This is a genomic window from Leptothrix toolikensis (SeqCode) (assembly GCF_057922285.1).
In genome coordinates this window covers 24,031-36,104 of sequence record NZ_JBYSVC010000020.1, presented here as the reverse complement: position 1 = coordinate 36,104, position 12,074 = coordinate 24,031, and the positions used below count along the sequence as shown (strand labels likewise).

General features: G+C 60.7%; 13 protein-coding genes and 2 tRNA genes. 4 read left to right on the top strand and 11 right to left on the bottom strand.

Going from position 1 to position 12,074, the window contains the following annotated elements; translation table 11 throughout:
• The first annotated feature begins 179 nt into the window (after positions 1–179).
• Together AC3VI7_RS05105 and AC3VI7_RS05100 are read left to right on the top strand one after the other, a co-directional pair.
• Positions 180–1,574 (top strand): pseudouridine synthase, encoded by a 1,395-nt coding sequence (locus AC3VI7_RS05105; RefSeq protein WP_489669757.1) that lies wholly within the window; start codon positions 180–182, stop codon positions 1,572–1,574.
• Positions 1,575–1,678: 104 nt separating this feature from the next.
• The gene (locus tag AC3VI7_RS05100; RefSeq protein ID WP_489669758.1) at positions 1,679–2,272 is read left to right on the top strand and encodes a hypothetical protein; all 594 of its coding nucleotides are present in this window, start codon (positions 1,679–1,681) and stop codon (positions 2,270–2,272) included.
• A gap of 16 nt (positions 2,273–2,288) precedes the next feature.
• Here AC3VI7_RS05100 and pgsA read toward each other — a convergent pair whose 3' ends face one another.
• Together pgsA and uvrC are read right to left on the bottom strand one after the other, a co-directional pair.
• Positions 2,289–2,855, bottom strand: coding sequence for a CDP-diacylglycerol--glycerol-3-phosphate 3-phosphatidyltransferase (pgsA, locus tag AC3VI7_RS05095; RefSeq protein ID WP_489669759.1), 567 nt, complete (start codon positions 2,853–2,855; stop codon positions 2,289–2,291).
• A 54-nt stretch (positions 2,856–2,909) separates the two neighbouring features.
• Positions 2,910–4,862 (bottom strand): excinuclease ABC subunit UvrC, encoded by a 1,953-nt coding sequence (uvrC, locus tag AC3VI7_RS05090; RefSeq protein WP_489669760.1) that lies wholly within the window; start codon positions 4,860–4,862, stop codon positions 2,910–2,912.
• 33 nt (positions 4,863–4,895) lie between these two features.
• Between uvrC and earP the strand changes: the two genes are divergently transcribed.
• A complete protein-coding gene (earP, locus tag AC3VI7_RS05085) occupies positions 4,896–6,074 on the top strand; it encodes an elongation factor P maturation arginine rhamnosyltransferase EarP (RefSeq protein WP_489669761.1) in 1,179 nt (392 codons plus the stop codon).
• Between the two features lie 56 nt (positions 6,075–6,130).
• A complete protein-coding gene (gene efp, locus AC3VI7_RS05080) occupies positions 6,131–6,685 on the top strand; it encodes an elongation factor P (protein WP_489669762.1) in 555 nt (184 codons plus the stop codon).
• A gap of 57 nt (positions 6,686–6,742) precedes the next feature.
• On the opposite strand, the gene AC3VI7_RS05075 is transcribed toward efp, so the two are convergent.
• From AC3VI7_RS05075 to ybgF, 9 genes are all read right to left on the bottom strand, one after another.
• Positions 6,743–7,417 carry a hypothetical protein gene (locus tag AC3VI7_RS05075; protein ID WP_489669763.1) on the bottom strand — a complete coding sequence of 225 codons (675 nt, stop codon included), beginning with the start codon at positions 7,415–7,417 and terminating at the stop codon, positions 6,743–6,745.
• Entirely contained in the window at positions 7,398–7,847 is a 450-nt protein-coding gene (locus AC3VI7_RS05070) for an ExbD/TolR family protein (RefSeq protein ID WP_489669764.1), read from the bottom strand. The genes AC3VI7_RS05075 and AC3VI7_RS05070 overlap by 20 nt, the downstream gene beginning before the upstream one ends.
• Positions 7,848–7,850: 3 nt before the next feature.
• The gene (locus tag AC3VI7_RS05065) at positions 7,851–8,273 is read right to left on the bottom strand and encodes an ExbD/TolR family protein (protein WP_489669765.1); all 423 of its coding nucleotides are present in this window, start codon (positions 8,271–8,273) and stop codon (positions 7,851–7,853) included.
• Positions 8,274–8,275: 2 nt separating this feature from the next.
• Positions 8,276–8,965: a MotA/TolQ/ExbB proton channel family protein gene (locus AC3VI7_RS05060; protein ID WP_489669766.1), complete on the bottom strand. Its 690-nt coding sequence runs from the start codon at positions 8,963–8,965 to the stop codon at positions 8,276–8,278.
• A gap of 96 nt (positions 8,966–9,061) precedes the next feature.
• Positions 9,062–9,137, bottom strand: a tRNA-Lys gene (locus tag AC3VI7_RS05055).
• A 56-nt stretch (positions 9,138–9,193) separates the two neighbouring features.
• Positions 9,194–9,269 (bottom strand) — tRNA-Lys (locus AC3VI7_RS05050).
• A gap of 37 nt (positions 9,270–9,306) precedes the next feature.
• Complete coding sequence (locus AC3VI7_RS05045) at positions 9,307–10,077, bottom strand: tRNA threonylcarbamoyladenosine dehydratase (protein ID WP_489669767.1); 771 nt, start codon at positions 10,075–10,077, stop codon at positions 9,307–9,309.
• A gap of 6 nt (positions 10,078–10,083) precedes the next feature.
• On the bottom strand, positions 10,084–11,211 hold the full coding sequence (locus tag AC3VI7_RS05040; protein WP_489669768.1) for a YeeE/YedE family protein: 1,128 nt from the start codon (positions 11,209–11,211) through the stop codon (positions 10,084–10,086).
• A gap of 25 nt (positions 11,212–11,236) precedes the next feature.
• Positions 11,237–12,070: a tol-pal system protein YbgF gene (gene ybgF, locus AC3VI7_RS05035; protein WP_489671058.1), complete on the bottom strand. Its 834-nt coding sequence runs from the start codon at positions 12,068–12,070 to the stop codon at positions 11,237–11,239.
• Positions 12,071–12,074: the final 4 nt, after the last annotated feature.

The window sequence follows — 12,074 nt, the reverse complement described above, 5'->3', positions numbered from 1 at the left end:
GCATGTGGTCGGCAAGATGAAGCGCAGCGTCATCAACCAAGCCCACCAAGCCAGCCAAGCTGCTACCACGGCGGTGGCACCGATCACGTTCTATCGTCAGCGCCCGGTGTCGCCGCGCTCGTGAACGGCTCGTGAACGGCTCGTGAACGCTGCTTGTGAACGAATATCCTGCGTAACCTATGACCACCATCAAACTTAAAAACAAGCCGGTCGCGCGCGACCCCCTGCGCCCGCCCGTGCGGCGCGGCGGCCCCCGTGCTGTGCCCACTTTGGCCGAAGCCCAAGCACGCCGCGCTGAAAGCGCCGACATGCGCGCCGCTGAACGCGGTGAACAACGCGGTGATCAGCGCGGTGATCAGCGCGGCCCTCAACGGGGGGATGCCCGTGGCGGCCCACGCGGCGAACAACGCTTCGACCCACGCGATCCGCGTAGCGCCCCGCGCCGCACCGATGGCAGCCCCGGTCCGCGCTCATCCGGCCCACGCTCAAACCCACACTCAAGCGATACGCGCCACGCCGACCCGCGCAACGCCGATCCCCGCAACGCGCCCCGGCGTGAACCCTACGAGCCGCGCCATCAAGAGCGCCAGATCCGCCCCGCTGGTGGCCCGGATCGTTACCCGGAACGGCCTGATCGGCCCGACCAGCGTCCGACACGCCCCGGGTTCAGTGATCAACGCCCGCGTTTTGATCAACGCGACGGCCCGCGTGATCCGCGCGATGAAGAGCGTCGCTCGCCCCCTCGGCCGCGTCTGGAACCGGCTCGCCCGGTGCAGCCCAACCGCGCCGCGCCGTTGCCCCGCCCGACCCCAGTGCGTATCAGCAGCAACCCCGAGGGTGATCGGCTCTCAAAGCGCTTGGGTGAAATGGGCATCGCCTCACGCCGCGAAGCCGACGACTGGATCGCTGCGGGTTGGGTGCGCGTGAACGGCAAGATGGCGGTGTTGGGTCAACGCGTCGGCCGTGACGCCCACATCGAGGTCGATCCGCATGCCCGCAGCCAGCAAGCGCTGCGCGTCTCGATCGTGATCAACAAGCCCATCGGCTACGTCAGCGGTCAAGCTGAAGACGGCTACGAGCCTGCTTCGGTGCTGATCAAGCCTGAAAACCGCTGGGGCGATGATCCCTCAGGCCTGAAGTTCCACCCCGGACACCTGCGCAGCTTGGCCCCTGCGGGTCGGCTCGACATCGACTCCACCGGCATGCTGGTGCTGACCCAAGACGGGCGCATCGCCAAGCTGTTGATCGGTGAAGACTCGGTGGTCGAGAAGGAGTATCTGGTGCGGGTCGAACACCAACACGAAGGCCCCGTGCCTGAAAGCGCCATCGCCTTGCTCAACCACGGCCTAGAACTGGACGGCGTACCGCTGCTCCCCGCCAAGGTCAGCTGGCAAAACGAGGATCAGTTGCGCGTCGTGCTGCGTGAAGGCCGCAAGCGCCAGATCCGCCGCATGTGCGAAGCCGTCGGCCTCAAAGTGGTCGGCCTACGCCGCGTGCGCATTGGCCGCATCCCCCTGGGCCACCTCCCGGTGGGCCAATGGCGCTATCTCGCGCCTTGGGAACACTTCGCTTGAGTGACTGATCGCTTCATGTGTGGGCCTTGTCTGATCGACGGGCCTGCACACAGCAACCACCACGCAGTGGACCTAGAATTGACTCAGCCCGACGGGAGTCAATCATGCAAGCCACGACCCGCATCACGATTCGCTTGTTTCTTTGCATGGGGTTCATCATACCGATAGATGGCTTTGGCAAAGAACATGACTGGAGCATCGGTTGGTATGGTGGCCAGTATTACGATACCGAGCCAGCAGGTATTATTCGTGGGAATGCAAAGTTTATAAAACAATATCTATTAGCGATACATGCCAGTAGAACTGTTTGGATATCAAATTCGCTGCCTTTGTCTTTGGATATTGATGGCATGATCGGCCATCAATCGGGCGTGGCCAATTTGCATGAGATTGGCATCACTCCTGTCGTTCGGTGGGACGGTTTTCCTTGGAAAGAGAAGCTACCCACCTACCTGCGCCTCGCACCCTTGGGGATTTCGTACACAACATCGGTGAGTCCGCTAGAACGAAGCCCCACGGGCGATGGCAGCCGCACACTGAATCTTCTTTTTATTGAGATTGGATTTTCAATCCCAGCCCTAAGCTCGGAAGATATTTTCGTGCGGCTTCACCACCGTTGCACCATTTATGATCTTTTGAATGATTATGGGGCGAACGGTGAGGATTTTCTCACCTTGGGCTACAGATATAAGTTTTAGTCCAAGGTAACCCAGCTCAACGCGCCTTGGCGCGAATCTCGGGGATGGCTTTCTGAAGGTAGTAAGCCATCGACCAGATGGTCAAGACGCAGGCGATGTAGATCAACCCCGTGCCCCAAGCGCGGGTGTTGATGGCACCGAACAGCACGCCGTCATAGAGCAAAAACGGGATCGCCACCAGTTGCGAGGCGGTCTTGAACTTGCCCAGCACATGCACCGCCACGCTGCGGGCCGCGCCGATTTGCGCCATCCATTCGCGCAGCGCGGAAATCGCAATTTCTCGGCCGATGATGATCAACGCTACCCAGGCGGTGACGCGCCCCATCTCCAGCAGGATCAGCAGCGACGCGCAGACCAGAAATTTGTCGGCCACCGGGTCGAGAAAAGCACCGAAGGACGAGGTTTGGTTGAGCTTGCGGGCCAAATAGCCGTCGAGCCAATCGGTCAGCGCCACGGAAACGAACAGCACGGTGGCCAGCATATTGCGCAGCGCCATGTCGTAGGGCATGGCGTAAATCCCCACGATCAGCGGGATGGCAACGATCCGTGCCCAAGTGAGCAGCGTAGGCAAAGTCAGAAACATGGCGTGATTGTGCCCATGAAAACGTGACACCCCGTGAAATTCGTTACGCATTCCTCAATGCAAGGCTCGGTAGAGGGTTTCGGCAAGCTGCGTGGAGATGCCTTCGACGCTGGCAAGTTCTGCCACACTCGCCCCCGCCACGCCCTTGATGCCGCCAAAACGCTGCAACAAACTCGCCCGCCGTCGCGGGCCGATGCCGGGAATGTCTTCAAGCTTGCTGGAGCCGGTGCGCACCGAGGCACGTTTGGCGCGCATGCCGGTGATGGCAAAACGGTGCGCCTCGTCGCGGATCTGCGCCACCAGCATCAAGGCGGCTGAGTCCGGCGGCAAGCTGATCTTGGGCCGACCATCGGCAAAGACCAGCTCTTCCAGCCCCACCTTACGACCTTCGCCTTTTTCAACGCCGACGATCATGGCCAAGTCGAGCCCAAGCTCCGCAAAGACCTCGCGCGCCACGCCCACTTGGCCGCGTCCGCCGTCGATCAGCACCAGATCAGGCCGGCGCTGAGCGCCGGCGGACGCGGCCAGCTTGGTGTAGCGCCGCGTCAGCACCTGGCGCATGGCGGCGTAGTCGTCGCCGCCGGTGATGCCCTCGATGTTGAAGCGCCGGTATTGCGCCGACTGCATCCGGTGCCCCTCAAAAACCACGCACGAGGCTTGGGTGGCTTCGCCCGCCGTGTGGCTGATGTCAAAGCACTCGATGCGCAACTGCGCCAGATCAGCGCCTTCAACGCCTTCAACGCCTTCAACGCCTTGAGCCATTTGCACATCCAGCACCTCGGCCAGCGCCCGGGTGCGTGCTTGCTGCGAGCCTTCCTCCGCCAACAGGCGCGCCAAAGACAGGGCACACCCTTGGATCGCCAGATCGAGCCAAACGCGCCGCTGCTCGCGCGGCTGATGCACGGCCACCACTTTGCGCCCCGCTTGCGACGACAACGCCAACACCAAGGGCGCGCTGAGCGGCAACGAGGTGATCAGCAACGGCGGCGGTGCGCTGTCGATGTAGTGCTGGGCGATGAACGCTTCAAGCACTTGGGTGTCGATGTCAGCCTCACCCACATCCCCCCTAACATCCACCACCCCGCTGGGGAAATGCGCCCGATCCCCCAAATGACGCCCGCCGCGCACCATGGCCAGATTCACACACGCCCGGCCGCCTTGGACCTTGACGGCCAAGATGTCAGCGTCGCGGCTGTCTCCGGTCATCTCCATGGCTTGGGGCTGCAACACGCCCGACAAGGCAGCGATCTGGTCGCGATAGACCGCCGCTTGCTCAAAAGCCCAGCGATCTGAGGCAGCGTGCATCTGCTGCTGCAATTCGTCGAGCAGCCCTTGGGTGTCGCCCTCCAAAAAACGCGCCGCTCGGCCCACGTCCAAGGCGTAATCCTCAGCGCTGATGCGTTTGGCGCACGGGCCGGAGCAGCGATGAATTTGATAGAGCAAACAGGGCCGGGTGCGGTTGCGAAACACCGCTTCGTCGCAGGTGCGCAGCTTGAACAAGCGCTGCAAGAGCTGGATCGACTCCTTCACCGCCCAGACGCTGGGGTAGGGTCCGAAGTAGCGATGCTGACGCTCCAAGCCGCCCCGGTAGTAAAGCAGCCGGGGGAAGTCGTGGCTCTCCAGCTTCAAGTAGGGGTAGCTCTTGTCGTCGCGAAACAAGATGTTGTAGGGCGGCTGGAGGCGCTTGATGAGGTTGTTTTCCAGCAGCAACGCTTCGGCTTCGGTGCGCACCACGGTGGTTTCGAGCCGAACAATCTTGCTGACCATGTGGCCGATGCGTGTGCCGAGACGCGCGCTGCCGTGATCGCGCTGGAAGTAACTCGACACCCTTCGGCGCAGATTGATCGCCTTGCCGACATACAGGATGCGATCTTCGGCGTCGAAGTAGCGATACACCCCCGGCAACACCGGCAACTGCGCCACGGTGTCGAGCAAGGCTTGCCGAACCGCATCGGTGGCGGGATCAGTGGCGGGATCGGCGGCTGGGGCGTCGGGTCGGTCGGTCATGGGCGTGATTTTGCGGCACGGATAATCCGCCCCATGCTGCACATCCCACAAACTCGAACCGCCAGCGCCCACCGACCGGGCTGGGACATTTTCTGCAAGGTCATCGACAACCACGGCGACTTGGGCGTGTGCTGGCGCTTGGCGCGTGATTTGGCCGAGCGCGGCCACACGGTGCGCCTGTGGTGCGACGACCCGAGCGCCTTGGCGTGGATGGCACCGCACGGCGCACGCGGCGTCACGGTGCTGCCTTGGCGCGACCCGCTGGCGCACGAGATCCCCGCAGAGGTGGTGATTGAAGCCTTCGGCTGCGATCCACCCGCGCCCTTTATGGCTCGCATGGCTGCGATGCACGCCACGGGTGAGTGCGCCCCGGCATGGATCAACTTGGAGTACCTCAGCGCCGAAGACTATGTGGAGCGTTCGCACCGCATCGCCTCACCCCAGTGGCACGGCCCGGGTGAAGGGCTGACCAAGTGGTTCTTTTATCCCGGCTTCACGCCCTACACCGGCGGCTTGCTGCGCGAGCCGCAATTGCTGCTTGAGCGCTCACGCTTTGATCGCAGCGCTTTTCGGTATCGCCTCGGGATTGAGCCCACGCAGACCCCGCCAGCGCGCAGCGAACGCGTCATCACCCTTTTTTGCTACGACAACCCCGCCTTGCCGCAGCTTTTGGACGCCTTGGCCGCTGATCCCCACCACCCAAGCACCCCGCTGACGCACCTGCTCATCACCCCCGGTTATGCCGCACGCCAAGTGCAAACCTGGCTGCGCGACCACGACCCCGGCCCAGCCCTGAGGCTCAACTTTCTGCCCTACTTCAGCCAGCCGGAATTTGATCAACTGCTTTGGGCCAGCGACATGAATCTGGTGCGCGGCGAGGACTCGTTGGTGCGTGCCTTGTGGGCCGGACGGCCGATGCTCTGGCAGCTCTATCCCCAAGAGGACGACGCTCACCACCCCAAGCTGCTGGCTTTTTTGCGGCAGCATCTTGGCCAAGATGTGGGCCAAGATGCTAGCGTGAACGACGCCACGCGGGCGCTCTTTTTGGCTTGGAATGGCATGCAGACCTTGAGCCGCCAAGACTGGCAAGGCCACCTGCATACCCTGTGCAGCCAAGGGCAAGGTGAGGCCAAGATGCGGTTGAAACGACACGCCAAACAGCTTGATCTGGTGGGCGCATTGCTTGATTTCACCGCCTCTTTGAGGCCCTAAAAAACGCACCGTTTAGAATCGCGGGTTTTGCATCTTTCAGGCTAGAGGCCACCGATATGAAAATCGCACAGGAAATCCGCGCCGGCAACGTGATCATGCACGGCAAGGACCCCATGGTCGTGCTCAAGACCGAATACAGCCGTGGTGGCCGCAACTCCGCCACCGTGCGCATGAAGCTCAAGAGCCTGATCGCTAACTTCGGCACCGAAGTCGTCTTCAAGGCCGATGACAAGATGGACCAAGTCATCCTCGACAAGAAGGATTGCACTTACTCCTACTTCGCCGACCCGATGTACATCTGCATGGACGCTGAGTACAACCAGTACGAAGTCGAAACAGAAAACATGGGCGACGCCATCAACTATCTCGAAGATGGCATGGAGCTCGAAGTGGTGTTCTACGACGGCAAGGCCATCTCGGTCGAACTGCCCACCTCCGTGGTGCGTGAGATCACTTGGACCGAACCGGCCGTCAAGGGCGACACTTCAGGCAAAGTCCTGAAGCCCGCCAAGATCGCAACCGGCTTCGAAATCCCGGTGCCGCTGTTCGTCTCCCAAGGCGACAAGATCGAAATCGACACCCGTACCAACGAGTACCGCAAGCGCGTCTGATCCTCGATCAGAGTTCTGCTTCGCCAAGAAAAACGGACACCTCGGTGTCCGTTTTTCTTAGCCCTCGCGAAACGAGACTTCCAGCGGCACCAGCACTTCGTCAGCCCCTTCGATGCCGCAGCGCATGCGGCGCACGGCGTTTTGCACTGGGCGGTAGTACTCGCGCGGGCCCGAGACCGGGGTCACATCGACGATCCGGCTGCCTTGGATGCGGATCTGCACCTTCACCACGCCCACCACGCCCACGCGCTCGAAAACACCCGCCAAGGCTTCACGCAGCACTTGGGCGTAATCCGGACAAGCCACGCTGACGTCACGCCGCAGTGGTGATGCGGGTGCCACAGGTGCAGGAGCTGGCGGCGGGGGAACCACCGGCGGCGGTGCAGGCGGCGGCGTATTCACCACCGCTTGTACGACGGGCTGCACCGTCGGGGGCGGTGTGATGTCAGGCGGCGGCACATAGGCCGGCGGCGGCGGGGTATCGACCGGGGGCGGTGTTTTAGGCGGCGGTGGCACAGGTTTAGGCGGCGGCGGGGGCGGCTCAGCCGGTGCAGGTGTTTCGGTGATGATCGCCACCTCAACCGGCTTGTGGATCACTTCCAGCACTTGGCGGGCCATGCCCGAGGACACCGCCCAAATCGCCAAGCCATGCACACCGATCACTGCGCCCAAGCCCAGCCAACGGCGTCGGCCCCCTTGGGCGGCGGGCGCATCAAAGGTGGAGCGGGTCATCTTTGAATTGTTCACTGCCAATCACACCCAGTTTGACCAAGCCTTTTTCCTGTGCCGAGACCATGACCTGCGCAAAGGTTTCATAGCGACACTGCGGATGGGGTCGCACATGGATCTCAGGCTGGGTGGCTTGCTGGGCCGCTTGGCTCATCTTGGCTTCAAGCTCCGCCCGATTCACCACCGCCACGCCTTGCCACAAGACGACGTTGTTGGCGTCGATCTCGATGCGGATCACCGCCGGCTTAAGGGGCGGTGGCGTGCTCACAGGCACCGGCAGGTTCAGGCTGACGGCATGCAGCTGGATCGGGATCGTGATGATGAGCATCACCAGCAAGACCAACATCACGTCGATCAGCGGCGTGGTGTTGATGTCCATCATCGGTTCTGGCTCGCTGCCGGTACCCGAACCCGGTCCAAGGTTCATCGCCATGGGTCAGCTCCGAGGGGGCGGTTCGAGCACAAAAGAAACTTTGGTGATCCCTGCCCGCTGGCACGCCAGCACAACCCGACCCACCGGCTCATAAGGCGATAAGCGATCACCGCGCACATGAATTTCAGGCTGAGGGCGCAAAGCCGATAGGTGTTTGAGTTTCTCGACCAATTGCACCTTGCTGTCGATGGGCGTATCAAACCAATACACTTGGCCTTGGGCATTCACCGAGATGACGATATTTTCTGGTTTGGATTCACGCACCTCGTGCCGCTCTTTGGGTAAATCCACGGCAATCGAGGTATTGACGACGGGAATCGTGATGAGAAAGATAATCAAGAGCACCAACATCACATCGACCAGCGGCGTGGTGTTGATGGCGGCGATGGGCTCATCGTCCGCCGCAGGTCCGACATGAAAAGCCATGACTAGGTCGCCTCGGTCGAACCCGCTGAGCCTGATGAACCCGATTGCGCCAAAACGACGGCATGCAGATCGGCGCTGAAGGAACGTATCTCGTCAAGCACATCCTTGTTGCGTCGCAACAGCCAGTTGTAGCTCAGCACCGCTGGCACCGCCACCGCTAAGCCGATGGCGGTCATGATGAGCGCCTCACCCACCGGGCCAGCCACTTTGTCGATGGACGCTTGACCTGCCACACCAATAGCGGTCAACGCATGGTAAATACCCCAAACCGTGCCGAAAAGACCCACAAAAGGCGCGGTAGACCCCACCGTGGCCAGAAAGGCCAAACCGTTTTGCAACCGGCTGTTGACGCGATCAAGGGCGCGTTGAATGGAGAGATGAATCCATTCATTCAGGGCGATATGACCCAGCAAACCTTTGTGCTTGCGAGTGGCCTCCAAGGCCGCTTCGGCCATGAATCGATACGGCGAACTCACGTCGAGGTTTTCGGCACCCTCGTGGATGGTGGCGGCCACCCAGAATTTCTCGGCAGCGGCCCGACCTTGCTTGAGCATGCGGGACTGGTCCAAGGCTTTAAGGACCAAGAGATACCAAGTCCCCATCGACATCACCACCAAGATAAGCAAAACAGAGCGGGTGATCCAGTCAGAACCCAGCCACAACGCTGCCATGCCATAGGGATTCTCAGTCAAGATGACTCTCCAATATCCGCAGTTGTATGAAGGCTGCCATTATGTGGGCTTAGAAATAAAAAAAGGACTTGGTTAAAAAACCAAGTCCTTTTTTGTTGGTGGGCCCTGAGTGACTCGAACACTCGACCAACGGATTAAGAGTCCGCTGCTCTACCAACTGAGCTAAGAGCCCTTCTAATTCGTAAGCGCCAGATTGTAATAAACAATGCAGTTGCTGTCAAATCTTTTTGGTGGGTTGTGCGGGACTCGAACCCACGACCAACGGATTAAAAGTCCGCTGCTCTACCGACTGAGCTAACAACCCCCACATCAGATAGAGCCTGCGATTGTAGCGTATTTTTTTAGGATTGCAACCTTATCTGCTGCAAAAGCTCACCCGCAGCCACCATGCCAAAAGTAGCGGTCACCATGACGCTTGATCCGTAGCCGTGACAGCCCAAGGTGCCATCCCCTTCACACAAGCCTTGAGCCGGCAAAACCTGTTCGGCCGAATAGACGCAGCGCACCCCCATGCTCCCCTGACGTGGCCAACCGTCGCGGCGCAGTTGCTGACGCAGTCCGGCCAACAAGGGGTCATGCGTCACCTCGGCCAGGTCAGCGACACGCACTTTCTCGGCATGCGATTTGCCACCGGCGGCTCCCACCGTGATCAAACGCTGCTTGGTCTGCATGGCCCACGTCATCAAAGCCCGCTTGGCTTTGGTCTGATCGCAGGCATCCAGCACAGCATCGACCGGCTCGGGCAGCAAAGCGGGCCAGTTTTCAGGCGTTACAAAATCTTCAACGGTATGAACGCGGCATCCAGGGTGGATATCAAGGAGTCGATCACGCAGCACCGTCACCTTGGCCGCACCCAGGGTGCTGCCCAAAGCTTGAATCTGCCGATTGACGTTCGACTCGGAAACATGGTCCAGATCAATCAGTGTGAGTTCGGCCACGCCACAGCGCGCTAAAGCCTCGGCGGCCCATGAGCCCACGCCGCCGACACCGATCACCGCCACCCGCGCAGCGCGCACACGTTGATAGCCTTCTTCGCCCCAGAGTCGGCGCAAGCCCCCAAAGCGGCGCTCCAGATCGGGAGCCTCCGCATCCCATGCATCATTCGTCGTCATAGATCGTCATGCCCCTACGGCCATCTCTTGCTCAAGCCGCCATGTGGTGTAGCGCAAGGCAGCCACCGCCCCAGCCATGATGGCCACCACGGCGACCAAGCTGGTGAGGCTCAAGGTTGAAAGCCCCGAAAGCCCCTGCCCGATGGTGCAACCCATGGCCGTCACACCGCCGATACCCATCATCACCGCACCCAATAAATGACGCCGCAGATCATCCAGATCACGAAAGCCATCCCACATGAATCGACGCGTTTGCCAAGCCACTCCGGCCGAACCCATCACCACGCCCAGCGCTGCGACCATCCCCAGATTCACATGACGGCTGCTGTCGCTGAAAAAGACCAGCCATTCAAGCGTTGAAGCGGCCGATGAGACAAACGACAAAGATTCCATGCGGTGGGTAGCGGTGCCCAGAAAGTCTTCCAGCAAGGTCTCTGGGTGCTCAGCCAGATGCCCCCACACCCCTGAGACGTACCACACCGCCACGATCACGCTGCCCGTGACGAGGCCGCCCAGCAAAGCCTCAGCAGTACGTCCCTCTGCATGGGCCATGGCCCACGCGATCAGTCCCCCACCGAACAACACACCCAGCGCACCCGCAAGCCAGCGCACTGCATCAGTGGTTACGTTGGTTTTTAGGGCGTAAGCCAACAGATGAGGCAGATCCTGCGAGACGGGTAGCTTCCAAGCCCAAGCATCCACCGTGGCAACGCGCAACACCGCCGTGACGCCCCGCAGCGTGGCCCATGCAGACAAACCCATCACCAGCAGCACAACCAGTGCTTTCAGGCTGCCACCCCCTAAGCGAATCAAGGTTTTACTGGCGCAACCTGAAGCCAACACCATGCCAAAACCAAACAAAGCCCCACCCACCAAGGCCGATGCCCATTGCCAGACCGAGCCGGCATAGATGGATTGATCGGCCCGCACCCAGCCCAAGGCCACGAAAGTGTTGAAGCCCAGCATCGCTACGCCAGCGGCCAAGGCCCACATGCGCATGCGACTCCAGTCGCCCATGTTGACGATGTCCGCCACCGCACCCATGGTGCAGAAATGCGTCCGCTGCCCCACTGCACCCAGCAGCACGGAGAGCAAAAAAACAGCGCCAAGAACCTGCTGCGTCAGTGCTTGCACGGTCGTTACCCCTTGCCCTTACCCATCACTTCAGGGTACTCAGGCGTTCTTTGGCGGTTTGCGCGGCCTCAGACTTGGGATACACCCGAATCAATTCTTCGAGAGTGAGCTTGGCTGTTTTGCGATCCTTCAACTCAGCTTGGCACGTGGCCGTTTGCAGCAAAGCTTCTGGTGCGCGCGGATGCTGGGGCAAAGTGCTGATCAACACACGGTACGCGGCGATAGCGTCCCTTAAATCACGCTTGCCATAGAACGCGTTGCCCAGCCAATACTGCGCATCCCCCGCATAAGCACTGCCGGGGAAGCGCCGTTGAAATGACTGCAACTGCTGCGCGGCGGCACCGAAGTCCGAGCGCAGCGTGGTCATGGCATCTTCGTAGGCCTTGCGCTCTTCAGGGGCAACCACCATGTCGCGGCCATCCAATGAGACTTTTTGCGGTTCAACCTGCCGCAAGCGACCATCCAAACTGACTTGCAAATCTGCAATGCGGCGTTGCACCTCAGCCAGATCGCGCACCGTGGTTTGGTGGGCTTGGCCACTGATTTCGCCTTGACCACGCAATTTGGCGACATCGCTGCGCAACTGCTCAATTTGGCTGTTTAGATCCAGCAAACTGCGCCGCAACTGGGCATTTTGATCAGTCTGTTGGGCGCTTTGTTCGGTCAGTTTGGCGGCGAGTTGCTCATACCGACTGAGGTTTTGCGTTTGGTTTTGCTCAGACTGCACGCGCAAATCATTGATAGCTTTGCGCGCTTCCTCATCATCAAACACGCCCGCATGGGCACCTGTGAACGAGAGGCAGCCCAGCGCCAAGACCCATGAAGCGGTGATCGAGGGGGAAAGAGAAAAAGAGGCCATGGTG